Source organism: Rheinheimera muenzenbergensis, from assembly GCF_036984005.1.
In the GTDB taxonomy this organism is placed as follows: domain Bacteria; phylum Pseudomonadota; class Gammaproteobacteria; order Enterobacterales; family Alteromonadaceae; genus Alishewanella; species Alishewanella muenzenbergensis.
In genome coordinates, this window is sequence record NZ_JALAAR010000001.1 from 296,398 (window position 1) to 320,411 (window position 24,014).

General features: G+C 51.3%; 25 protein-coding genes. 4 read left to right on the forward strand and 21 right to left on the reverse strand.

Features of this window, described 5'->3' with window-relative positions; translation table 11 throughout:
* Window positions 1-87: 87 nt before the first annotated feature.
* From rfbD to wecB, 5 genes are all read right to left on the reverse strand, one after another.
* Window positions 88-960, reverse strand: coding sequence for a dTDP-4-dehydrorhamnose reductase (rfbD, locus tag MN202_RS01295; RefSeq protein ID WP_335734275.1), 873 nt, complete (start codon window positions 958-960; stop codon window positions 88-90).
* Window positions 957-1,490 (reverse strand): dTDP-4-dehydrorhamnose 3,5-epimerase, encoded by a 534-nt coding sequence (rfbC, locus tag MN202_RS01300; protein ID WP_335734276.1) that lies wholly within the window; start codon window positions 1,488-1,490, stop codon window positions 957-959. Before rfbC ends, rfbD begins: the two co-directional genes overlap by 4 nt.
* Before the next feature lie 62 nt (window positions 1,491-1,552).
* The gene (gene tviB, locus MN202_RS01305) at window positions 1,553-2,830 is read right to left on the reverse strand and encodes a Vi polysaccharide biosynthesis UDP-N-acetylglucosamine C-6 dehydrogenase TviB (protein ID WP_335734277.1); all 1,278 of its coding nucleotides are present in this window, start codon (window positions 2,828-2,830) and stop codon (window positions 1,553-1,555) included.
* A 69-nt stretch (window positions 2,831-2,899) separates the two neighbouring features.
* Entirely contained in the window at window positions 2,900-3,904 is a 1,005-nt protein-coding gene (locus MN202_RS01310; RefSeq protein WP_335734278.1) for an SDR family oxidoreductase, read from the reverse strand.
* Window positions 3,901-5,055: a non-hydrolyzing UDP-N-acetylglucosamine 2-epimerase gene (gene wecB, locus MN202_RS01315; protein WP_335734279.1), complete on the reverse strand. Its 1,155-nt coding sequence runs from the start codon at window positions 5,053-5,055 to the stop codon at window positions 3,901-3,903. Before wecB ends, MN202_RS01310 begins: the two co-directional genes overlap by 4 nt.
* A gap of 101 nt (window positions 5,056-5,156) precedes the next feature.
* On the opposite strand from wecB, the gene MN202_RS01320 reads away from it, so the two are divergent.
* A complete protein-coding gene (locus MN202_RS01320; protein ID WP_335734280.1) occupies window positions 5,157-5,468 on the forward strand; it encodes a DUF6170 family protein in 312 nt (103 codons plus the stop codon).
* A gap of 5 nt (window positions 5,469-5,473) precedes the next feature.
* Complete coding sequence (locus tag MN202_RS01325) at window positions 5,474-7,177, forward strand: peptide MFS transporter (RefSeq protein ID WP_335734281.1); 1,704 nt, start codon at window positions 5,474-5,476, stop codon at window positions 7,175-7,177.
* 53 nt (window positions 7,178-7,230) lie between these two features.
* On the opposite strand, the gene MN202_RS01330 is transcribed toward MN202_RS01325, so the two are convergent.
* Window positions 7,231-7,554: a DUF440 family protein gene (locus MN202_RS01330; protein WP_335734282.1), complete on the reverse strand. Its 324-nt coding sequence runs from the start codon at window positions 7,552-7,554 to the stop codon at window positions 7,231-7,233.
* Between the two features lie 271 nt (window positions 7,555-7,825).
* Between MN202_RS01330 and rlmA the strand changes: the two genes are divergently transcribed.
* Window positions 7,826-8,620: a 23S rRNA (guanine(745)-N(1))-methyltransferase gene (gene rlmA, locus MN202_RS01335; protein ID WP_335734283.1), complete on the forward strand. Its 795-nt coding sequence runs from the start codon at window positions 7,826-7,828 to the stop codon at window positions 8,618-8,620.
* A gap of 23 nt (window positions 8,621-8,643) precedes the next feature.
* Here rlmA and MN202_RS01340 read toward each other — a convergent pair whose 3' ends face one another.
* From MN202_RS01340 to MN202_RS01360, 5 genes are all read right to left on the reverse strand, one after another.
* Window positions 8,644-9,798, reverse strand: a complete 1,155-nt coding sequence (locus tag MN202_RS01340) for a serine hydrolase domain-containing protein (protein ID WP_335734284.1) — start codon at window positions 9,796-9,798, stop codon at window positions 8,644-8,646.
* A 60-nt stretch (window positions 9,799-9,858) separates the two neighbouring features.
* Window positions 9,859-12,516: a S8 family serine peptidase gene (locus tag MN202_RS01345; protein ID WP_335734285.1), complete on the reverse strand. Its 2,658-nt coding sequence runs from the start codon at window positions 12,514-12,516 to the stop codon at window positions 9,859-9,861.
* A 71-nt stretch (window positions 12,517-12,587) separates the two neighbouring features.
* Window positions 12,588-13,190: a hypothetical protein gene (locus MN202_RS01350; RefSeq protein WP_335734286.1), complete on the reverse strand. Its 603-nt coding sequence runs from the start codon at window positions 13,188-13,190 to the stop codon at window positions 12,588-12,590.
* Between the two features lie 3 nt (window positions 13,191-13,193).
* Complete coding sequence (locus tag MN202_RS01355; RefSeq protein WP_335734287.1) at window positions 13,194-13,769, reverse strand: RNA polymerase sigma factor; 576 nt, start codon at window positions 13,767-13,769, stop codon at window positions 13,194-13,196.
* Between the two features lie 36 nt (window positions 13,770-13,805).
* Window positions 13,806-14,444 carry an energy transducer TonB gene (locus tag MN202_RS01360; protein WP_335734288.1) on the reverse strand — a complete coding sequence of 213 codons (639 nt, stop codon included), beginning with the start codon at window positions 14,442-14,444 and terminating at the stop codon, window positions 13,806-13,808.
* A 256-nt stretch (window positions 14,445-14,700) separates the two neighbouring features.
* Between MN202_RS01360 and MN202_RS01365 the strand changes: the two genes are divergently transcribed.
* The gene (locus MN202_RS01365) at window positions 14,701-16,242 is read left to right on the forward strand and encodes a methyl-accepting chemotaxis protein (RefSeq protein ID WP_335734289.1); all 1,542 of its coding nucleotides are present in this window, start codon (window positions 14,701-14,703) and stop codon (window positions 16,240-16,242) included.
* A 48-nt stretch (window positions 16,243-16,290) separates the two neighbouring features.
* Here MN202_RS01365 and MN202_RS01370 read toward each other — a convergent pair whose 3' ends face one another.
* Genes MN202_RS01370 through ccmA form a run of 10 tightly spaced genes read right to left on the reverse strand, consistent with a single transcriptional unit; the run spans window position 16,291 to window position 23,995 of the window.
* The gene (locus MN202_RS01370; RefSeq protein ID WP_335734290.1) at window positions 16,291-17,067 is read right to left on the reverse strand and encodes an MlaA family lipoprotein; all 777 of its coding nucleotides are present in this window, start codon (window positions 17,065-17,067) and stop codon (window positions 16,291-16,293) included.
* 1 nt (window position 17,068) lies between these two features.
* The gene (gene ccmI, locus MN202_RS01375; protein ID WP_335734291.1) at window positions 17,069-18,262 is read right to left on the reverse strand and encodes a c-type cytochrome biogenesis protein CcmI; all 1,194 of its coding nucleotides are present in this window, start codon (window positions 18,260-18,262) and stop codon (window positions 17,069-17,071) included.
* A complete protein-coding gene (locus MN202_RS01380; RefSeq protein ID WP_335734292.1) occupies window positions 18,259-18,720 on the reverse strand; it encodes a cytochrome c-type biogenesis protein in 462 nt (153 codons plus the stop codon). The genes ccmI and MN202_RS01380 overlap by 4 nt, the downstream gene beginning before the upstream one ends.
* Window positions 18,717-19,289 carry a DsbE family thiol:disulfide interchange protein gene (locus MN202_RS01385; protein ID WP_335734293.1) on the reverse strand — a complete coding sequence of 191 codons (573 nt, stop codon included), beginning with the start codon at window positions 19,287-19,289 and terminating at the stop codon, window positions 18,717-18,719. The genes MN202_RS01380 and MN202_RS01385 overlap by 4 nt, the downstream gene beginning before the upstream one ends.
* Window positions 19,282-21,252 carry a heme lyase CcmF/NrfE family subunit gene (locus tag MN202_RS01390; protein WP_335734294.1) on the reverse strand — a complete coding sequence of 657 codons (1,971 nt, stop codon included), beginning with the start codon at window positions 21,250-21,252 and terminating at the stop codon, window positions 19,282-19,284. The genes MN202_RS01385 and MN202_RS01390 overlap by 8 nt, the downstream gene beginning before the upstream one ends.
* Window positions 21,252-21,737: a cytochrome c maturation protein CcmE gene (gene ccmE, locus MN202_RS01395; RefSeq protein WP_335734295.1), complete on the reverse strand. Its 486-nt coding sequence runs from the start codon at window positions 21,735-21,737 to the stop codon at window positions 21,252-21,254. Before ccmE ends, MN202_RS01390 begins: the two co-directional genes overlap by 1 nt.
* The gene (gene ccmD, locus MN202_RS01400; protein ID WP_335734296.1) at window positions 21,737-21,937 is read right to left on the reverse strand and encodes a heme exporter protein CcmD; all 201 of its coding nucleotides are present in this window, start codon (window positions 21,935-21,937) and stop codon (window positions 21,737-21,739) included. The genes ccmE and ccmD overlap by 1 nt, the downstream gene beginning before the upstream one ends.
* Window positions 21,938-22,675, reverse strand: coding sequence for a heme ABC transporter permease (locus MN202_RS01405; RefSeq protein ID WP_335734297.1), 738 nt, complete (start codon window positions 22,673-22,675; stop codon window positions 21,938-21,940). It lies immediately after the preceding gene.
* A gap of 1 nt (window position 22,676) precedes the next feature.
* Window positions 22,677-23,342: a heme exporter protein CcmB gene (gene ccmB, locus MN202_RS01410; RefSeq protein WP_335734298.1), complete on the reverse strand. Its 666-nt coding sequence runs from the start codon at window positions 23,340-23,342 to the stop codon at window positions 22,677-22,679.
* Window positions 23,336-23,995 carry a cytochrome c biogenesis heme-transporting ATPase CcmA gene (gene ccmA, locus MN202_RS01415; RefSeq protein ID WP_335734439.1) on the reverse strand — a complete coding sequence of 220 codons (660 nt, stop codon included), beginning with the start codon at window positions 23,993-23,995 and terminating at the stop codon, window positions 23,336-23,338. Before ccmA ends, ccmB begins: the two co-directional genes overlap by 7 nt.
* Window positions 23,996-24,014 lie beyond the last annotated feature (19 nt).

The following is a 24,014-nucleotide window of genomic DNA, read 5'->3' on the forward strand; positions in this document are numbered from 1 at the left end:
GCTATCAGGCTGGGCCAAGATGTGAATTCTATCGGCTTTGTTGCTGATTATCGAACTTTTTTTACCGGCAATAGTGTCAAGAATTGTTTATTCTGCCAATTTTTTTACAACTGCTGCCAACTCAGCCTGCCAGGGTGGCGCCTTAAAGCTGAATTGCTGCTGAAACAGGCTCATATCCAGGCAGGAATATGCCGGACGCCGGGCTAAGGCTCCCGGAAACGGACTGGCTATTCCCTGCAATTTGTGCAGATGCTGCGGTGCCACCAGCTGGTATATCGCAATGGCAAACTGATACCAGCTACAACAGGGGTAGCCTGCAAAATGATACAGGCCATATCGTAGTTGGCCGTCTTGCACATATTGGTGCGCCAGCTGGCCAATAGCCTGTGCCAGAGCCCGTGCCGGTGTCGGGTTGCCGTATTGATCCTGCACCACCCGGGTTACATCGCCGCTTTGTGCCTGCTGGCAGATCCTGCTGACAAAGTTTGCCCCCAGTTCGCTAAACAGCCAACTGGTGCGCAGCGTAATGTATTTTATCGCCTGCTCTGCTGCCCGTTCGGCCTGTTGTTTTGCTAAACCATATTGATTGAGCGGCGCGGTAAGGTCACGCTCGATGTAAGGACGCCGGCCTGAGCCGTCAAATACATAGTCGGTAGAAATACTGATAAATAAGCTGTCGAAGCGGCGGCACAGTTGCGCCAGTTGCGCAACGGCACTGGCATTAACACTGTGACACTGCAGGCTGTTACGCTCAGCCTGATCTACTGCGGTGTAAGCGGCACAATTAATCACGATGGCCGGCTGGAAAGCGGTAAACAGTTGGCTAACGGCAGCAGTGTTGGTAATGTCCAGCGCCGCCCTGTTACAGGCAAGCAGGTTAAACTGCGGCATAGTGGCAAATTGCTGCTGTACCAGTTGGCCCAACTGGCCGTCGCTGCCGCTAAGCAGCACCTTGATCATGGGAAAACCGTCGAAAAATCAGGCGCGCCGGCATCTTTTGCCGAGCGTATAACGTCTGTGACAGGCCAATCAATATTCAGCGCGGCAGAAAAGCAGCAAAAACTGCCTTCATCGTCAGCCTGATAATACGCCGAGGTTTTATAAATCACATCTGCCACATCCGACAACACCAAAAAACCATGCGCAAAACCGGGCGGCAACCACAGCTGATGGCCATTGTGCTCACTTAGCACTAAGCCCTGCCACTGACCAAAGCTGGCCGAGCCGGGGCGGATATCTACCGCAACATCGTAAATTTCACCACGCAGCACACTCACCATCTTGCCCTGAGGTGCCAGGCGCTGAAAATGCATCCCCCGTAATACCCCTTTTACCGAGCGGGACCAGTTATCCTGTACCAGGGGTTCGCTGATCCCGGCTTTGGCGTAGTCAGCAGCACGAAAGGTTTCCTGAAAAAAACCGCGGTTGTCCTGATAGCGTTGCGGCTGCAGTATCAGACAATCTGGCAATCTGGCTGGGAATATTCTCATTTGTCCGCGTGTCAGGATAAATTGTTTCTGACTAGGCCCCTGTTACCAGGGGCCTCAACACTTTATAAGCGTAAATCGGTATCGGCTTTGTCCAGTACGTATTTTAAATCGTACAGCACGCTGTCTGGTTTACCAAAAGCCCGCACACCCGCTGCGCCAAGCTGGCGGAATTGCTGATGCCCTACCGCCAGAATAATCGCATCGTAACTTGCCAGCTCTGGCTTAGCCGTAAGATTGATGCCGTATTCATGCTGGGCTTCGGTAGCATCGACCCAGGGGTCAAATACGTCGGCGCTGATGCCGTACTCGGTAAATTCGTTGAGGATATCAACGACCTTAGTGTTACGGATATCCGGGCAGTTTTCTTTAAAGGTTAAGCCCATCACCAGCACTTTGGCACCGCTTACCTGAATGCGACGCTTTATCATGGCTTTAACCAGCTCGCTAACCACATAACGGCCCATGCTGTCGTTTATGCGACGGCCTGCCAGAATAACCTCGGGGTTATAACCAATAGACTGGGCTTTATGAGTTAAATAGTAAGGGTCAACACCTATGCAGTGGCCACCGACCAACCCTGGGCGAAAGGGTAAAAAGTTCCACTTGGTGCCGGCAGCCAGCAGCACTTCTTCGGTATCGATACCCAGCTTATTGAATATCACCGCCAGCTCGTTAATCAGCGCGATATTTAAATCGCGCTGGGTGTTTTCGATCACTTTGGCTGCTTCTGCTACGCGAATTGAGCTGGCTTTGTAAGTGCCTGCGGTAATGATACTGGCGTACAGGTTGTCTACCACTTCAGCAATGTCCGGCGTTGAGCCTGAGGTCACCTTCTTAATGGTGGTAACCCGGTGCTCTTTATCGCCCGGATTAATGCGCTCCGGGCTGTAACCGGCATAAAAATCAACATTGTATCTAAGCCCACTGATCCGCTCGATCACCGGAATACAATCATCTTCAGTCGCGCCCGGGTACACGGTCGATTCGTAAATAACGATATCACCTCGTTTAATAACCTTGCCCAGCGTTTCAGAGGCTTTAATTAATGGGGTTAAATCAGGCTGGCGGTGCTGATCGATTGGTGTCGGCACGGTAACAATGTACACATTGGCCTGGCGTAAATCGTCCAGATTGCTGCTGTAGCGCAGTTGTTCGGCTTGTTGCAGCTCTTCTTTACTCACTTCCAGCGTATGGTCCTGGCCTTGCTTTAATTCGCTGATCCGCGCCTGATTAATATCAAAACCCAGCGTTGGATAATGCTTACCAAATTCTACTGCCAGCGGCAGGCCCACATAGCCCAGGCCAATAATGGCGATTTTTGTATCGGTTAACTGTGACATGCTAAATATCCTGTGTAAGTCCTTTTACCCTGATTATTGTTCAATTTTTTGGTGGCCTGAAAGCGCAACTTATTGCTGTTGCAAATACCAAGGCATAGCCAGTACCAACCCATCGCGCAGACGATATTGCGGCGCATAGCCCAAAATCTGCTGCGCTTTGCTGATGTCTGCCTGCGAATGGCGCACATCGCCCTGGCGAAATGGCCCGTACAGCGGCGTTTTGCTGTACTGTACGCCATTGTCACGCAATGACGTGGCAATAGCAGCAAACAGCTCGTTTAATGTTGTGCGATCGCCCAGCGCCACGTTAAATACTTCACTCTGCTTAATATCGGCCAGTGCAGCTTTAATATTGGCTTCGACCGCGTTGGCAACAAAGCAAAAATCACGGCTGGTTTCACCATCACCGTTTATCTGCACATCCTGATTAGCAATCATGGCGGCAGTCCATTTCGGGATCACCGCGGCATAAGCGCCGTTAGGGTCCTGACGTGGGCCAAACACATTAAAATAACGCAAACCTATACTGTGAAAGCCATAGCTGCGGGAAAATACATCAGCATACAGCTCGTTAACGTATTTGGTAATGGCATAAGGTGACAAAGGCTTACCTATAACATCTTCTACTTTAGGTAAGGCCGGGTGGTCACCATAGGTTGAGCTGGACGCTGCATAAACAAAGCGCTTAACACCGGCATCGCGCGCGGCCAGCAGCATATTTAAAAAACCACTGATGTTAGTGGCATTGCTGGTTACCGGGTCGGCGATGGAGCGTGGTACTGAGCCAAGTGCGGCCTGGTGAAGCACAAAATCAACCCCGCTGCAGGCTTGCTGGCATGCGTCAAGGTCACGGATATCAGCATTTATAAAGCGGAAATTGGCCCACTGTTGCGGGCTAACCAGAGCTTTTACTTCGTCCAGATTACGTTGATAGCCGGTAGCAAAGTTATCCAGCCCAACTACCAGTTGGTCGGCCTTTAACAGCGCCTCAACCAGATTAGAACCGATAAAACCGGCACAGCCGGTCACTAACCAGCGTTGCTGAGTTGTCAGTAAAGTTTGTATACTATTCAATTTGTTAAATCTTTTTTATCAGAAACGATGGCAGCGGATTTTATCACGTCAATTATGCGCTGACACGCTTTTCCATCGCCATAAGGGTTATGTGCAAAGCTCATGCTGTCATAATAGTCTTGATCGGTAAGCAGCCGGCTGACTTGTGCCACTATTTTATGCTGATCGGTGCCAACCAGTTTTACTGTACCGGCGGTTACGGCTTCGGGCCGCTCGGTAGTGTCACGCATTACCAATACCGGCTTACCTAAAGACGGTGCTTCTTCCTGAATACCACCAGAGTCCGTTAGCACTAAGGTTGCGCGGCTCATCAAATAAACAAAGGGCAGGTATTCTTGCGGCTCGATAAGATGCACATTAGGGGCGTCGGATAATAAGCGGAACACCGGCTCGCGCACATTCGGATTTAAATGCACCGGATAAACAATATCGCAATCGGCAAATTGCTGCGCAATTTGTTTTAGCGCTGCGCAGATATTCTCAAAACCCCCGCCAAAGCTTTCGCGTCTGTGGCCTGTAACCAAAATTAACCGACGGCCTTGTTGGCCATAGGGAAATTTAGCGGCAAAGCTGTCGCGTAAAGCAGTGTCAGTGTCGATTTTTTCCACCACTTGCAGCAGCGCATCAATAACGGTATTGCCGGTTACAAAAATATGGCTGGCGGGTACCTGCTCCTGCAGTAAATTTTGCTGCGATGTTGTTGTCGGGGCAAAATGGTAGCGGGTTATAGCGCCGGTTAACTTACGGTTAGCTTCTTCCGGCCAGGGACTGTAGATATTGCCGGTACGCAGGCCGGCTTCAACATGGCCAACGGCAATTTTTTCATAATAGCAGGCCAGCGCGGCAGCAAAGGTGGTGCTGGTATCGCCATGCACCAGTACTACGTCGGGTTTAAACTCACGTAGTACCGTTTTGATATTCAGTAAAATACTGGTAGTGACGTCATATAAATCCTGGCCGGCTTTCATAATGGCCAGATCATATTCGGCTTTGATATCGAACAATGTTAACACCTGGTCCAGCATTTCCCTGTGCTGGCCGGTGACGCAAACCCGGCTGTCAATGTCGTTGTGCTGCTTTAGCAGATTAACCAGCGGTGCCATCTTGATGGCCTCCGGCCGGGTACCAAAAACGCTGAGAACTTTAATCATCACAGATCCTTATTGTGCTGTTGCCGTAAAGCTTACCAAAAGCCCTTTTAAAGCGATAGTGACAACCGTTAAACTAGCGCGCTGAAAAGAAGGAAACTACCATGTTATATCTAAACAGCCAGAATATCCCGGAACTTGCCGGGCTAAATTTTGCCCAACGCATGCAAGTAATACGTCAGGCAGCCGACAAGCTGCCGGTACCGACTAAAATTACACTTAACATTATTAAGTTGCTGATCCTGTTTCCGCTGTTTTTATTGCTTGCACGTGCATTTTTAAACGACGACGGCTGGGTTATAGCAGGTTATAGCTTGTTGCTTATTATTGGTTATCCACTGATCACCCGGCCACTTACCTTTGCTTTATGCCGCAAACAGTTGCTGCAGATACGCCAGCAATTGTTCCCGCAGTAAAGTCTGTGCCGGTTATTCTAACCGGCTTTTTGCGCTTTTTAGCGGCTATTACCAGCAAGGCTGATGACAAGGTAGCCGTACATCTGCATAATCGCCTGAGCTTTGCCGGTAAAAAAGGTAAAGCAGATAATTCTAATAATACTGGGGATCCCATGACTGTATCTAGCTCTGTCGCCGCTGCGCCGGCCAATCAGCCACAGTTTCTCGGCCATCCGGTCGGGCTTTATGTGTGCTTTCTCACTGAAATGTGGGAACGCTTTTCCTTCTACGGCATGAAATATCTGCTGTTATTATATTTAACAAAGTACCACTTATTCAGCGATGCCGGTGGTTTGGACGTACTAGGCAGCTATGCCGGTTTAGTGTACGCCATGCCGGTTATCGGCGGCATGTTAGCCGACCGCTATCTGGGTATGCGTAAAGCGGTAACCTTTGGTGCTATTTTACTCTGTATGGGCCACCTGGGTTTAGCCTACGAGGGCTTTCAGGCCTATGTACAGGATGGTGTGGTAGTGCAGGATACCGGCGCTATTCAGGTCTTCTATTTCTCCCTGGCGTTGATCATTATGGGTGTGGGCTTTTTAAAGCCGAACATTTCTACCATAGTCGGTCAGTTATACGGCAAAGAAGATGCACGGCGCGACTCAGGCTTTACCATCTTTTACATGGGAATTAACCTGGGTTCTTTTATTGCTACCATAACCGTAACTTACCTGGGCGAAACCTATGGTTGGGGCTATGGTTTTGGCCTGGCGGGTATTGGCATGGTGCTGGGTTTAATCGTGTTTTTAACCGGCCAAAAATACCTGTTCGGCTATGCTGAACCGGCTGATCCGGCAAAGTTAAAAGAAAAAGTTTTCGCCGGTATTAACCGCGAATGGTTAATTTACCTGGCTACCCTGCCTGCGCTGGCGATAGTCTGGCAGTTAGTGCAATACAACCCTGTGGTACACAGCACCTTACTGGGTATGTCCTTTATTGTACTGGTAGGAATAATTTGGTTTATTACCACCCAGTGTACCCGCGAAGAACGCGATCGGATGATCGTGCTTATTGTACTGACAATGTCTACAGTGGTGTTTTGGGCACTGTTTGAGCAGTCTGCATCATCAATGACCTTATATGCTGACCGGGTAATGGATCGTACAGTATTGGGCTATGAAGCCACTGCCGGTCAGTTTGGCTCGCTGAATGCGTTTTTTATCATAACGCTGGCGCCACTGTTTGCCTGGTTATGGATAGCACTGGCTAAACGCAACCTGGAACCCAGTACGCCGGTTAAATTTGCCCTGGGTATTATTCAGGCCGGTTTAGGTTTTGGCGCTTTAGTTGTCGGTGCCATGTTTCCCAATGAAGCCGGTTATGTTGCCGCCTGGTGGATGATACTGGCCTATGCCCTGCATACTATGGGCGAGTTATGTTTATCCCCGGTAGGTTTGTCAGCGGTTACTAAACTGGCAGTGCCTAAAGTGGTGGGTGTTATGATGGGAGCCTGGTTCCTGGCTACAGCTTACTCAGAGTTATTAGCGACCCAACTGGCTAAACTGGCGGCGATAGATGTGCCTGCCGGCGAAGTGGTTGAAGTAAGTACGGCTTTAGCCGGTTATACCGAGCTGTTTACCTTTTTATGTTATGTCGGTGTCGGTGTGGGTGTGTTTATGCTGTTAATCAGCCCCTGGCTGAAAAAACGCATGCACGGCGTGCACTAGCAGAGTTTAGCGGGGCGCATATTTTGCGCCCCGTTTTTTATTTGCCAGCCTATTTATTGACCCCGCCACTGGGCATGGCACAGTGATTCGTATTTTTCGCGGCTGAGTAAAATCCGCGCCAGCACCATGTCGGCTTCGCCATTTCCACCCGTTAAGCCAATTTGTGCTTCAAAGTGCAGCTCGGGTTCAAGATCCTGCATCATAATCTCTACCCAATCTTCACCCGGCGGCGTTAAGTCAACATAACCACGGTTTTCATAGTGCTGCTGATACAGGGTATAGTCGGCGGCGGACAGGTTTTCAGCTGCCAGTTCTTCAAAAATATCAAAGGCATGGTCACATAGCTCGTCCAGTGTCCACAGTTCTAAATCTTGCATTGGTGCTCCGTAAAATTTTCTGTAAGTAACCGCCGGTTCAGCTGGCCGGTTAGAACCTGCTGCGCACAGCCAGAGATTGTCTGAGCAATCGCATGCGCGAGTGCGTTGCTCCGGCGAGCACAGCAGCGTTGTAACGCAAGGCCAGCGTTCAAGCTGCAGTTAAACTCTGCTTAACCATATTGCCCGCCAGTATAGCAAGCTTTGGCGAAAACACTGCTGTGCTGCTACACTAAGCGCCTTTTTTCCAGCCACAACCCGGCCTTTACTGACTATGTACCTTTGCCCGCTGTGCCAGAAACCGCTAAACCTTAGCGACAGACAATATCAGTGCACTAACCGCCACAGTTTTGATGTCGCCCGCGAAGGCTACGTCAACCTGCTACCAGTGCAACAGAAAAACTCCAAAGACCCCGGCGACAACAAAGACATGATGCAAGCACGGCGTGATTTTTTGCACGCCGGCTGGTACGCCCCTCTGGCGCAAGCAGTCGCAGATACACTAATACCACTGGCACCGGCTAGTTTACTCGATCTGGGCTGCGGCGAAGGCTACTACAGCGGTAAGCTTAAACAGGCCCTGCCTCAGGCACAGTTTTATGGCGTCGATATTTCCAAAGCGGCCATTAAATTTGCCGCTAAAGCCAATCATAATATTAATTTTAGTGTTGCCAGTGCTTACCAGTTGCCGTTTGCTGATAACAGCTTTGATGCCATAGTGCGCATTTATGCGCCGTCTAAAGCGGAAGAGCTTGCAAGATTAGTTAAGGCTGGCGGTCATTTAGTTACCGTCACACCCGGCCCGGCACATTTACTGGAAATAAAACAAGCCATTTATGAGCAGGTACGCTTACACGATGATGCCATAGCCAGTATTACAGGCTTTGTGCATCAGTACCGGCAGCGGCTGCAGTTTAGCCTGCAATTTACCCAACCGGCACAACTGCTGGCACTGGTGCAGATGGTGCCTTTGGCGTGGAAGTTCAGCGCGGCAGAAAAACAGCAGTTTGCTGAGCGCCTGCCGGCCATCAGCATCGATTTTATGCTGGATGTATTTCGTCGATGCTAAAGCGCTCCGCCAACCGTGACTGATTATTCGGCTTGCGGCAACTCCTGCTGTTGCTGGCGGATAGCAGTTAAAAAACTGGACCAAAAATACGTGCCCAGTTCATTAATCAGGTTTGATTCCGCGTTCATCAGCATCACCAGCCCCAGCTGATGCTCACGCGAATAGGCAATCTCAGCACGGTAGCCCTGCACCCAGCCGCCGTGGTACAACAAGGTGTCCTGGCCAAACTGATACACGCGCCAGCCCAGTGCATAATGCGCATCGGTCAGATAGCGACGCCATTCTTTGCGGCGCAGATCACGCCGGGTTTTGACATTTTTATCAGTGATGCGCAGCAGCACTTCGTCTGATAATACCTGCGGCTGATGCCCCAGCTGAGCAATGAGCCAGTAGCCCAAATCTATTGCGCTGGCATTAACGCCGGCGGCCGGACCGAAATGATAGTAGCTTTCAGCAACTTTAACCGGATGCCAGTTGCCGCGCGCCCGCACGTGCGGCATAGCGCGGTTTTCTGTACTAAAAAAGCCATCCAGCCCCACTGAGGCCGTCGGTAACTGTAACGGGGTAAAAATACGCTCTTGCAACTGCTCGGCATAACTTTTACCGGTGCGCTTTTGTATTACCGGTTCAATCAGGCTAAACAGTACATTTTGATAACCGTAGCATTGTCCCGGTGGGCATAAGGGGTCTATTTTACCAAATTGCGGCAAAATGCGTTGTAAAGGTACATTAGCTTCAATCAGGTTATCATAGGCATTTGGCATTACGCCGGTACTTTGCGATAGCAAGTGTTTTAATTTCAGCTGCTTATTGTACTTTTTACTTTTAAAAGAAAACTCGGGTAAATAATCGACCAGTGCATCATCCAGGCTAAAATGGCCTTCGGCCGCCAGCATACCCGCCAGACTGCCGGCAAAGGTTTTGGAGACTGAGGCAATGCGAAATACGGTATAAGGATCAACCGGCGCATCGCTACCCCGTTGGCGTACACCAAAACCGGCGGTGGCGATGATGCGGTTACCCTGCACTATGGCATAAGCGGCACCGGGAATGTCGTGTTCGGCCAACTGACGGGCATAGTGCTGATCAAAATCAATAATGAGCGGAGCCAGTTCTGGCTCGGCAGCAAAGCTGCAAGTTGCTGTCAGGCAGGCAAACGCTAAAATATACTGCTTCAAAATAAACCTTTTACTGTTATAACGGCGCTGATGCCGAAGCCCGGCGCCATTCTATTGGCTTTACATCCGCTTGCCAAGCCGGCGCGTCCACAACAGCAACAAGCCGCACAATGCCACTATCCCTATAGTACCGCCGCCACTTTCACCGCCGGCATTGTTGCCCGGGCCGCCGCTGTTAGCTAAAGGCTGTACTGTTATTTCTACCTCCGCACTGCTGCTGCTTATACCGTCGTTGGCGGTAAAACGAAAACGCAACACAGTGTTGCTGCTTACTGCTGGTGCAGTAAAACGCGGATTTAGCTCATCCTGGCTAGTTAACGTTACCGTAGTGCCGGCAATTTGCTGCCATTGGTAACTCAGTGCATTAAATTCAGCATCGCTGGCGCTGGCCTGCAACTGTACCACTGTACCACTGTTTACGGTTTGGTTGCTGCCGGCTGCCACTGTCGGCGGCGTATTCGGGCAACTGGTGTTAATGTGCAAAGTAGTAAGACCGGCCAGCCAGTTGCCAAAGTCCTGATTGGCTGGCGCACACAGACTGGTATCATTAAAACGAAAATCCTGCATTTGGCTTAAGCCAGTCAGGCTTTGCGGCAAGGTACCGGTTAAATTATTATCAAACAGCCACAGCACCTGCAACTGCGACAACTGACCGAACGTCTGCGGCATTGCGCCTTCAAAAAGATTGTCTTCCAGATAGAGTTGTTGCAGGTTACTCAGGTTGCCAAGCCCTGAGGGCAACGCAGCGCTAAAACGGTTTTCTGACAGATCCAGCAGCTGCAAACTGGTTAGATTACCCAGCGCAGGTGGCAAGACCCCACTAAAGGCGTTTTGCCATAAAACCAGCCGTTGCAACTGGGTTAGTTGCAACAACGCAGCCGGGAAACTGCCGTGTAAATTATTGTCACTGACATCAAATACGGCTAAGGCAGGTAACTGATTTAATGCCGCTGGCAATTGGCCATTAAGATTGTTAGACAGCAGATTAATTTCGCTGACCTGACCATTGTTGCAGGTCACGCCAAACCAGCTACATGGCGTGGCGGTTAACAACCAGTTTTCGTTGTTAAGCCAGTGCTGGCCCAGGGTGTCATAATAAAGCTCAACTAAGGCATCACACTCTGCCAGCGGGATTTCAGTGACAGCATTAACGGCACAAAAGTTATTGTTGCGTAAGCGCAGTTGCACCTGGCCATCAGGAAAATTCAACGTAGTGGCGTTGCCATCAAACTGGAAACGCCCGCTGTAAATGCCGTCAGCAGCCTGCTGATCTTGCTGTTGGCCGTCATCATTTATTGCCACAGCCTGTTGCATAGCCCCGGCACTGACGCTAGCCGGTAAGCTATCGCCAAAACAACTCAGGCTCAGCACTTGTATATCGACCGTATCACCGGCTTCCAGATAAAGTACGTCAGTTAACGGGGTAACCCTACGTTGCAGGGTGCCGCCGTTACAGCCTAAAGCCCCCAGGGTGTCGCCACCGGCAGCCAGCAGCAGCTGACCGGTCATGGTTTGCGTTGCAATATCGCTATCATCAGCGGGTGCCCCCGCGATTAAAATACGGTTGCGCAGTGCTGTCATGCCCAGCGCCGGCTCATAAGCCGCGACCAACGCAGCCACACCGCTAACTACCGGCGCCGCCATAGAGGTACCGCTAGCCGTAGCATAACCTCCGCCGGTCTGCGCCGCAGCAATAGCAACACCGGGTGCCGACAGGTGTACCCAGTCCCGGCCATAGTTAGAAAAACCGGCGATAGCGCCTTGCTGATCATGCGCCGCCACGCTAATGATGTTAGACAGGTTGTAGCCGGCCGGATAAAAGCGGGCAGAATTGCCGTCATTGCCGGCACCGGCAATAAACAAAATACCCGCATCGCGCTGCGCCACTATGGCGTTATACAGCGCCTGCGAAAAGTTGCTGCTACCCCAGGAATTATTGGTAGCGATGATATTTACGCCCTGATTATTTTTTAAATCCAGTACATAGTTCAAACAGGCGATGGCATCACTGACGAAACCCTCGCCATTTTTGTCCATAAAACGACAGGGTAAAATCTTTGTCTGCCAGCTTACACCGGCGATACCCACCGCATTGTCGGTCACGGCAGCCATGATGCTGGCTACCTGAGTGCCGTGGCCATCTTCATCCATAGGGTCGCTGTTACCATCGGCCGGATTAATGCCATAGATGTCATCAACATAGCCATTGTTGTCGTTGTCGATGGCATCGCCGGCGATTTCCTGTGGGTTTTGCCAGATATTGGCAGCCAGATCAGCGTGGTTATAATCAACACCGGTGTCGATAACCGCTATTACCTGTTCGCTGTCGCCAGTACTAAGATCCCAGGCCGCTGCGGCGTTAATGCCAAAACTGCCGTTAAGATGCCATTGCTGGCTCAACTGCGGATCATTAGGTGTGGCTATTTTACGCAGCCGCAAGTCAGGCTCAACGGTTAATACGCCGGGCAATTGGCGCAAACGCTGCATTTCCTGACGCAAATCTGCACCTTGCGCCAGCTCAGCAACCACTATGTCTGGTAGCTGAGAAAAGCGCTGCCAGCCAGTGTGCTGGCCGGTACTGGCGCTGTGTACCCGGTGCAATTGTTCAGCTTGCTCGGGCGCAACGGTAATAAGCAGGCGCTGCTGCGCCGCCAGCGGCGCGTTGCACAGCAGCAACGTAGTTAATATGCTAAGTAGCGGTATAAAGCGCGATTTCATAGTCATGGCTCTTACGCAGATCTTAATACTGTTAATAGTACGGTATTACCTGACAAAAAGAGCAATCTTTTTTAGCTATGCGGGCACAGCAAAGCCTGTGTCGCCGGTTGTATTGCCACCAGTTGCCCGCGCGAATTACTGATAAATTCAACCCATTGCGGTGGCTGTGGCTGACGCACGGCTTTTGGCACCGCCAGCTGAGCCAGCAATTGCGTGTCGATAGTTAGCAGTAAGTCATTACAGACGCTGATTTGCCATTCTTGCTGCTGCTGGCGTAACAGGCCTACCTGGCGATGAAACTGCTCTGTGTGCTGTGTTGAGGCTATATACTGCTGATACTCCGTTGCATTGGTATCGGCTGCCGTCTGAGTACTGACGCTATGTTGCTGCACCTGGCGATACTGCTCATTATGACTTAGCAGCACTTGATAATACTGCGTGGTGGCCGGCTGCGGCAGCTGCAACAAGTAAGCCATTACTAACAACAAGGCACTGCAGACGGCCAGCTGTGCGCTACGCCAGCTAAAGCGCCAATTACGGACTTTGCCGGCTGCACGCTGGCGTGCTGTGGCCTGACGTATTGCCCGGTGTACCTGCTGCGGCAGCGGATGCAGCGCTTGATCATGCTGATACTGCTGGCGCAGTTCGCGGTCAAATTGTTCAGGTGTTGACATAGCTTACTCCTGCCCAGACACAGCATTATGCTGTTGCATAAACTGCCGGGCGTAGCGCAGACGACTTTTAACTGTCTCTGGCGGCTGCGCAGTTATCTGGCTAATTTCTGTTAATGAAAATCCCTCCAGCTGCAGCATTAAGGCTTCACGCTGGGCAAAAGGCAGCGCCGAGATCAGCGTAGCAAATTGCTGATTTTGCCGGCATTGCTGTAATTGCTCGGCCAGACAAGATTGCTGCAGCGCGATATCATCGGCCATCTGCTCGCTTTGCCAGCGTTTTAACCGGCGCAGCTCATCTATCAGACAATGCCGCGCCATGCTAAACAGCCAGGTCTTAAAACTGCTTTGACCGGCAAAAACAGCTTTATGATCGACCAATTTTAACCAACATTGCTGGCTGATATCTTCAGCCAGCGCCCGATCAGACTGGCGCTGCAAAAAATGATACAGCGCATCACCGTACAAGCTAACCAGCTGCTCCAGTGCGCTGACGTCAGCATGATGAACATAACGGCTATACAGTTGCTCTGCGCTCAGATCTGGCGCAATACTGCCCTGCCAAAAAAAGGATAATGCCATACAAAGCTCCTTTTACTGCCGTTGTTACTGATCAGACTAGTTGTTGTCCAGATTAAAATCGAGCTGAACCTGTAAACCAGTTTGTTTTATTGCTACGCCATCCTGGCGTTTTGGCTGGTATTTCCAGCGCTTTAATGCCGCCACAGCTTCTTTGTTGAAGGTCCTGGCCGGTTCTGCCGCCAGTACCTCTATATCGGTAACAGCACCGGTTTCATCGATACTAAAGCCCAGTTTCACCCAGCCGGTAATACCGTCACGTGCGGCAGCAACCGGATACCGCGGTTCAATACGCACCAGTGGCGCTGCGCCGCGCTCTGCCTGTACCATAGTACCCGGCCCGGAGTTTCTGGGCAGCGGTGGAGCCGTAAAGTTAAAACCATTCGGCTCAAGCTGCACCGAGGTGACAGGATCTGGCGTTACAACAGGTAAATCACGCGGTTTAAGCTCTGGCTGCTTTGGCAGCGGCTGCTTTACCAGCGTCTCACTGTCTTTTACCGGCTCATATAACCCCACTACCGGCAAGGTTGCAACCGGCCTTGGCCCGCTGGCTTTTACAGCTATCAGCTGTTGCATCGCTGCAAATAACGCCAGTGTCATCGTCAAAGCACCGGCACCGGCCATCAGCAGAGCGGTACTGCGCTTAGTGTTAGTGTTGTATTGTGGTATTGCTAGCATAGTGTGGCTCCCGTACTTTTTGTTGTTATCAATTCAGACGTCCGGGCTGGATAAAAGGGGTTAATTTTTTTCAGTATTTTTGCCAACTGTTGCCGTGAGGTTATTGCAGCAAATTTTATGGCTGAATATTGGTGGCTGACGGTCAAATTACAGGCTACGACTTTAGTCTCGGGCTGTGATTAACCCATTGACAGTCTTACTGAAAGTTTGAACACTGCTAAATTGGTCATTACTTTTTGCTGTAACCGGAGTTGCTATGTCTCTGCCCTCACCCAGATTTGCCGTGGTTTTACTGGTGTTTATAGCGGCACAATTAGGCCTCTACCTGTTATTCAATTCTGCTATTGCCGCTTTGCTGGCTGGCTGCTTAGTATTTACTGCCTATGCCAGCCGGGTGCGACCGCCGGTGGCGGATCACAGCGCCGAGCAGGATGACAGCCTGGCAAACACTGCGGATAACATTACTGCCGCAACATCAAGCATGGCGATTGGCGCAGCAGAGGTATCGTTTTACATAGATGGTTTAATTAAAGATATTCAGTTAAGCAGTAACGACAGCCGCAATATCAGCGATGTCAGCCAGCAACTTGCCGCAACCGGAGGCCAGTTGACGGCGTCTTTGCAGCATATAAACGCCAACTTACAGCACACAGCCGATGCATCGGGCCAGGCAGATCAGCGCTTGGATAACGCCATGCAAAATATCAGCGCTTTGGTGGCCGATGTGCGCAGTAATGCCGCCGCACTGGAGCAGCTGCGCAGCAGCAGCGACGATATTCAGCGCATTACCGATGTTATCAATACGGTGGCAGAGCAAACAAACTTACTGGCATTGAACGCGGCTATTGAAGCTGCCCGCGCCGGCGAGCAAGGCCGTGGTTTTGCTGTGGTGGCTGAGGAAGTCAGAGCACTGGCCGGCAAAACCGCTACCGCGACTAAGGACATTGCCGGCATGCTTGGCAGTATACGCGCACAAAGCCAGCATACCGCCGAGCGTATGGCGCTGTTACAACAGGCCGGTGAACAGGTGCAACAGGAACTTAGCCAGGTTACAGCAGGCTTTACCGATATAAATCAGCAGATTGGCAGCTCGTCCAGCACGCTAAATCAGCTACAGAGTGTAAGCGCCGACTTACAGCATACCAGTGCGCAATTGGCACAATCGGCTACCAGCATTGGCAGTGCCTTGCAGAATATCAGCCAAAAGGGCCATAGCGTGGCAGAGCAGGCGGTGGCGTTGTCAGAGCAAACTGAAAGCATCTACCGCGAACTTAACAGCTTAAGTCAACACAGCTTTTACCAAGCCATACTGCAAGAAGCCATGGCTGCAGCCGACGCCATCGGCAACTTACTGGCACAGGCGATCAGCAGCGGTAAACTCAGTGCTGAGGCGGTATTTGCTGAAAAGTACCAGCAAATCAGCGGTACTAACCCGGCTAAATATCACACCGGCTATGACAGTTTTTCCGATCAGCAGTTTCCGGCGGTGCAGGAGCCAATATTAAGCCGTCACAGCAAGGTGCTGTATGCCGGAGCTGTCGATCGCCAAGGTTATTTCCCCACCCACAACAAAAAGTTCAGCCAGCCACTGACGGGTAATTACGCCAAAGACTTATTACAAAACCGAACCAAGCGTATTTTTAATGACCGCACCGGCAGCCGCTGCGGCAGCCACACCGAATCAATGCTGCTGCAAACCTACAAACGCGACACGGGTGAAATTTTGCATGACTTGTCCGTGCCAATTTATGTTAATGGCCGGCACTGGGGAGGTTTTCGTATAGGCTTTACCCGCTAAACCGGGCCTGGCCGACACCGGTTGCAGCGGGTTTACATCAGCTGGCGCTTAGTCCAGCTCATCGAATAAGTCTTCCAGTAAGTCTTCATCAACTTCCGGCTCTTGTTGCTGTGGCGGATTGCCGTCATGAATTTTGAACAATTCACGCTGAAAGTAAGACTCTTTAACAAAGGCATAAGGGTCTAGTGACTCATCCAGCATTTGCTCCAGCGACATTAACTGCTCGCGCGCGTCCAAAGCACCGATAGCTGCCCGGGTCAGCGACAACGGGGTATTGAGCAGTCCCAGCGGAAAATACAGATTATCCACGACACCGCCCGCTGTGCCACGCACTGTGCTTGGACCAAGCGCCGGCAACATCAAAAAGGCACCGTGTCCCAGGCCCCATACCGCCATTGTCTGATTAAAGTCTTCCTGCTGCTCGGCTAGGCCAATTTTGCTGGCCACGTCAAACAAGCCGAAAATACCCAGGGTGCTGTTTACCAGAAAGCGGCCGGCACTCACTGCGGCTGAAGATGGTTTAGCTTGCAGGCTGGCATTAACAAAACTGGCTGGCTCGCCCAGGTTATTTACCGCATTAACCAAACCTTTGCGTGCTGGTTTGGGTACTACAGTCATGTATCCTACTGTTGCCGGGCGCAGCAGGTATTTATCCAGAATATCGTAGTTAAAATCCCACAATGGCCGGTTAAGGGTTTCCAGCGGGTCGCGCACATCCTGATACACTGGCGCTGCAGCTTGCTGCTGCGGCGCAGCTTTGTTGGCACAACCCGATAGCAAAGCCAGCGCAGCTACAGGTAACATCAAGGAAAAATAAAAACGCATATCAGGGTTCCAGTTGCAATGATACCGATAACACCGGCTGATTAAACTGCAGGATCTCAGACTCCACCTGCACATCTCCGGCCCGTTGTTCTACCGTACCGGCTAAAGACATTCGCGCTACAACCTGTACCTGCTCAGCATTGGCCAGACTCCAGCCACTTTGCATAGCCATTTGCTCGGTTAGCAGCAATTCAACCTGGCCTTGCGGCAGCGCAATACGCTGCACTGCCAGCGGCAAGGCAGCCCCATCAACGGCACGGGCAAACAAAAACAGCGTGGCATCAGGATGTGCCTGACGCAGCGCCGGTGACACCGTTAAGCTGACTTTAATTTGCCGCCCGCTGGCGGCTACGTCAGCCCCCAGCTGTTGCAGGCGTTGCTGCACGGCTGCGTAACGGGGGTCTTCTGCCGGTAGCTGTTTTAACAACAATTGCCAGGCAGTGGTTGCTTCGGCAAAATCACCACGTTCGTAGGCTATCAGCGCCATCAGTGATAATGCATCAGAGTTGTCCGGTTCGGCGGTCAACACCCGTGCTACAGCGCGGGCTGCCGTTGCAAGACTATTTTCATCACCCAGTACTATCAGCGCCTGGCTGTAACTTAGCAGCAAAGGTGTGCGATTAGGTGTCATGCTTAGTGCACGCTCAAAGGCCGCCACCGCCTCCTGCATTGCGCCCTGCGACATACGAATACGCCCCAGCAGCATCCAGGCAACTGCATCATCGCCTTCGCGGGCTAACTTGGTACGCAGTGCCAGCGCAAACAATTCTATTTGCTGCTCCGACAACGGTTCGCCTTGACCGAGTAAGGCGCGCTCACCAAAGCTTTGCAGGTTTTGCCGGGCATATTGCCAGTCTGCCAGTTGACGGTAATGACCGTTAACAGCATAAATTGCCACAACTATCAGCAAGGTTGCCGCCAGCAAACTAACTGGCAAACGCCAGTTCAGTCGCCCCGTTATCGCCTGAGGCTGCGGTTTATGTAAAAACTGACTTTTTAACTCGGCGGCAGCGTTGTCAAAATCCTGCTCGGCCAGCTCGCCACTGTCGCGCGCTAACGCCAGCAATTGCAAGCGCTCTTCAAATAGCTGCACGGCCGTTTGACCCGCCTGTGGCGTTACCCGGCGTGGCCAGAACAAACACAGTGCCGTCAGTATCAACAACAGCAATATACAAATAACTATCTCGCCGATCATGGTTTTTTACTCCGGTAACGCGCTATCAGCTTATCCAGCTCAGCGCTGTCGGTACCGTCATCTGCAGCTGTATTGGCATTGGCCTGCTGGCTGGCACGCCGATAAACGCCAATACCCAGCAATAACAGCAGCAGCAAAACCGGCGTTAACCAAAGCCAGACAGTGTAACGATTCAGCGGTGGCTGATAATGCACAAAATCACCGTAGCGGTTTATCATATAATCCAGTACTTGTTGCCGGTCCTGGCCCTGGCGCACCAGTTCATAGGTTTTTTGCCGCATATCCACTGCCACTATGGCATTAGAGTCAGCAATATTCTGATTTTGACACTGCGGACAACGCAGCTCTGCCGTCAACTGATGAAACAATTGCCGCTCAGCGTCAGAACGAAATTGCAGCATCTCTTCAGCTGACAGCGCGGCACAAAACAGCATTAATGCAGTTGTGATGGCTTTCATGGCTTACTCCATTGCTGGTATACCGCTGCCAGTTTGCCACGCCAGACCATGGGGTTAATATCGCCAATATGGTGGGCCCGCACTATGCCGTTAGCGTCGACAATAAAGGTTTCCGGCGCGCCGCTGACACCAAGGTCCAGCGACAAGGTACGCTGCAAATCGAGGATATTAAACTGATAAGGATCCCCCTGCTGCGCCAGTTTTTGTGTTACGTCCTGCTGCAGCGTTGCCAGATCAAAAGGCGCATCAAACGCCGGATCGCGCGGTAACTCGTAATACAGGCCAACAATTTTTACTCCCTGGGCGCGAAGCTCTGCCAGATAAGCCAGCTCGGCATTGCAGGTGGGACACCAGGTGCCCCAGACATTAAGTAAAAACACTTCGCCGGCTAATTTTTCAGGTGTCCAGATGTGCTCTGGCTGCATTAAATCGGCCAGCGCAAAAGCAGGTAAAGGCTTGTTAATAACGGCAGAATCGCGCTCTCGGGGATCAGAAAACAAGCCACTGAGTAAAAATAACGTTAGCAGTAAAAACAGGCTTAGCGGAATATAAAACAATACCTTACGCATATTGCTCTCCTGCCTGCGCGGCCCCTGCTAGCTGTTTGCGCCGGTAGCGTTTATCCAGTAACGATAACAAAGCACCTGCTGTCATCAGTAAGCCACCAAGCCAAATCCAGCGTACAAATGGCTTAACCTGAATACGCAAAGCCCAGGCATTGCCGGGTAACTCTTCACCCAGCGATACGTATAAATCACGGCTTAAACGGGCATGCACTGCCGCTTCCGTCATAATAGTGCGCTGAATTCGGTAAAAGCGTTTTTCGGCATGCAGGTGAGTAACGTAGCGGCCATCCTTGCTGACATCCAGCTCAGCCGCCTGGCCACCATAATTGGCACCGTTTAGCGGATAAACTTCAGTTAGCGTAAACTGATAGCCAGCCAACTGCACGCTGTCGCCTGCCTGCATCCGCACATCACGTTCTTCGGTGTAGGTTTTCGTCATCGCAACACCAATAATCAGTACGGCAAAACCGATATGCGCCAGTGTCATACCGTAGTGGCTGGCATTTAGCTTGCTCAGCCCTTGTTTAACTGAACCCAGTTGACGTGCGCGCTGCATCACTTCGGCCAGCGCCGACATGCCTACCCAGGCACCCAGCAATAAGCCCATTAATGCCAGGTTGGCCTGTACGCTTTGCAGCGTGGCCATCACGCCCAGGGCCAACACCAAAGCCGCCACCGCCACCAATGCCAGCGGCGACAACAGTGGGCTTAGCTGTTGCTGTTTCCAGCGCACCCAGGGCCCCAGCCCCAGCAACAGCGCAAAAGGTATGCTCAGGTAGTAAAACATCTGATCAAAAAATGGCGCACCGATAGATACCGAACCCAGGCCTAATTCTTTATGAAACAGCGGAAACAGGGTGCCGAGAAACACAATAAAGCAGGCTGTCAGCAGAAATATATTATTGCCCCACAGCAACATTTCGCGCGAAAACAGTTTGTAGCGTGCCTGAGAGCGGACCGCATGCATACGACTGCCATACAGCAGCAGTGAACCGCCAATAACAAGCAGCAAAAACACCAGCAAATACAAGCCGCGGCCAGGATCTGTGGCAAAAGAATGCACTGACACCAGCACGCCGGAGCGGACTAAAAAAGCACCGACTAAGCTAAGTGCAAAAGCCGCTAAGGCCAGCAACACGGTCCAGGATTTAAACGTGCCGCGCTTTTCCGTCACCGCCAGGCTGTGAATTAGCGCTGTGCCAGCCAGCCAGGGCATAAAAGAAGCGTTTTCGACCGGATCCCAGAACCACCAACCGCCCCAACCCAGTTCGTTGTATGCCCACCAGCTACCAAGCATGATGCCCAGTGTTAAAAACAACCAGGCCGCTAGTGCCCAGGGTCTTACCCAACGCGCCCAGACGCTGTCAAAACGTCCGCCCATTAACGCTGCGATAGCAAAAGCAAAAGCCACCGCAAAACCGACATAGCCCATATACAAGGTTGGCGGGTGTAAAATCATGCCGAAATCCTGCAACAGCGGATTAAGGTCACGCCCTTCTACCGGAAAAAACGGCAAACTACGGGCAAACGGATTAGACATAAATAACGAAAAGGCGATAAAACCGGCATTAATCAACCCCAAAATAGCCAGAATGCGGCCCTGCAACAGCAGCGGTAAAGCTTTAGAGAATATCGCCACCAGTGCAGTCCAGCCAGCCAGCATCAGTACCCATAGCAGCATCGAGCCCTCATGCGAGCCAAAGCTGGCGGTGATCTGATAATACCAGGGTAAAGTTGAACTGGAGTTTTGCGCCACATTGATCACAGTAAAGTCACTGCTGCGAAAGGCATAAATCAGCGCCAGCATTGCCAGCAGACAGCTAATAAACTGGGCAATTGCCAGCGGCTTGGCCATCAGTAGCAGCGGCTGACTGGCACGATAACTACCGTACAACGGCACCAGCGCCAACAGCACCGATAACGCAAAGGCGAAAGTCAGCGCCAGCTGACCAGCTTCAACTATCATCAGTAGCCTCCGTCAGCTTTTTGTTGCTGCGACGGGGGTACATGACGGATGCCCTTTAACGCTTCAGCCACTTCCGGCGGCATATATTCTTCATCATGCTTAGCCAGTACTTCAGAGGCGGCTATGGTGACCGGATCCAGTAACACCCCCTGAGCAACTATGCCCTGCCCCTCGCGGAACAGGTCCGGCAGGATACCATTATAGGTAACAGTGACTATGGGGCCGGTATCGATAAGATCAAAACTGACCTTTAGTGAATTAGGATCACGGCGCACAGAGCCTTCAACTACCATGCCGCCAATCCGTAAACGCTGGCCCACCACTGGCTTTATTTTATCTTTGCCCAGGCCCTCGACCAGTTGTGACGGCGTATAAAATAAATCAATATTTTGCTGCAGCGCATATAACATCGCCGCTACGGCTCCGCCAAGTAAGGTCAGCACCAGTACTACAGCGGATAAACGCTTCTGTCGTCTTGATAGCATTACTCTGACTGCTCCTGATACTGCTTAATACGCTGCTCACGGGCCAGACGCTCGGCCAGTTGGCGGCTAAAGGCGCGTTGCTGATAGTGGCTGTAGCCGATTAAACCGGCAAGCAACAAATACGTTAAACCAAATGACAACCAGACGAATAAGCCATAACCGCCCATCGCCCAGAAATCGCTCCAGGACTGAAAATACATTTAGCGCTCTCCTGCCAGTGCTTTAACCCAGGGCCTGTGCTGCTCGTTAACCAGAATTGCCGTGCGCAGGCGCAAACATAACAGTGCCAGCATCAACACTTTAAAAGCCAGTATGCTGATTAACAATGGCCACAACATACTGGCATCGATAGACGGCCTGGCAAACTTGGTTATAGACGCGCCCTGATGCAAAGTGTTCCACCACTCAACCGAAAAATGAATAATCGGCAGGTTAATAACGCCTACTACCGCCAGTAAACTGGCTGCTTTAGCACCGGTTTGCCGGTCAGAAAAAGCACCACTTAAGGCAATCACACCTAAATATAAAAACAATAAAATAAGTTCAGACGTTAACCGCGCATCCCAAACCCACCAGGTGCCCCACATCGGTTTGCCCCAGGCCATGCCGGTTAGCAACGCTATAGCGGTATACACAGCACCAATTGGCGCCAACGCTAACGCCGCCCACTGCGCCGTTTTGACCTGCCAGACTAAAGCGGTAAAAGCGGCTATTGCCATAGCAGAATAGGTGCCCATCGACATAATGGCTGATGGCACATGCAAATGAATAATGCGGTAGCTGTCGCCCTGCTGATAATCCGGCGGCGTAAAGGCCAGCCCCCAAATGTTTCCCAGCGCCAATAACAATAACGCGGCCGCCATCAACCAGGGATAACACAGCCGGCAAAAATGATATAAGGTTTCAGGTTTAGCTAATGGATGTAACCACTTAAACATATCAGCTCACATTCAGTTTTAATGCACTTTGCACCGCCATAGGCACCAGTGCTAACGCAAATAACAACATAGCCAGCATAATTGCCAACTGTCCCTGATAAGGCATTGCCATACTGGCGGCTTCAACTGCGGCACTGGCAAAAATTAGTAGCGGAATATACAGCGGCAGGATCAGCAACGCCAGCAAAATACCGCCCTTATCAGCCGATACGGTAAGCGCCGCGCCAAGCACACTCAGCAAACTTAACAGCGGCGTACCAAGTAATAATGTCAGAGCTAAGGCAGCAAAGGCAGCACTGTCTACATTTAGCAACAACGCCACCAAAGGTGACAATAGTACCAGGGGTAAACCGGTACTTAGCCAGTTTGTAATAAGCTTGGCCAGCACAAAACTAAGCAATGGCTGGCGTGCTGCTACCAGTTGCTCTATCACGCCATTGCGATAATCATCTTTAAATAAGCGCTCAGCCGCTAATAAAACACTAAGTAAGGCGGCAATCCATACTACGCCTGGTGCCATTAAACGCAATAAGTTAGGCTCTGGCCCAACACCAAGCGGAAACAGGGTTAACACTATGACAAAAAACAGTACCGGATTTAACCAGTCAGCTTTTTGTCGCGCCAGCAGGCGCAGTTCGCGCTGAATAAAACAGCCTAAGGTTACCATCGGTACGCTAACTCCAGACTAATCAGTTGCTCGAACACCAGGGTTAGCCGCTGATGTGTGGTCAGCACTATGGCTCCACCTTGTTGCAAATGCAGCAAAAAATGTTGCTGTAGCATAGTTATCGCCGCTTGATCCAAGGCGGTAAAAGGTTCATCCAGGATCCACAGCTGACGTCTGGTAAACCACAGTCTGGCCAAAGATACACGCCGTTGTTGCCCGGCCGACAACATACGACAGGGTATATCCTCTAACCCGGCTAAACCGAGCTGCCCTAATAAGGCATAATCATCAATCGCTTGTGGCTCGGCGGTTGCTGCATGCCAAAAGCGGATGTTTTCCCGCGCAGTAAGCTGCTCGTGCACGCCACTTTGATGGCCGATATAGCATAAATTGGCAGCAAATTCGGGCATAACCTGACGCAGCGGGGTCGTGCCAAAATACAATTGCCCCTGTTCAGGTTGAGCAAGTCCGGCCAAAATACGCAACAAAGAGCTCTTTCCGGCACCATTCTTGCCTGCTATTTGCAGCAGCTGTCCGGCGGCAACGCTAAGATCTAATTGCTCAAACAGCACCCTATCCTGGCGGATACAGCTGAGTTGACGGGCGCTTAATACAGTCTCACCACCAGGTACGGGAAATAATGCAGCTTTTATCGCAGACCTCGGTTAATAA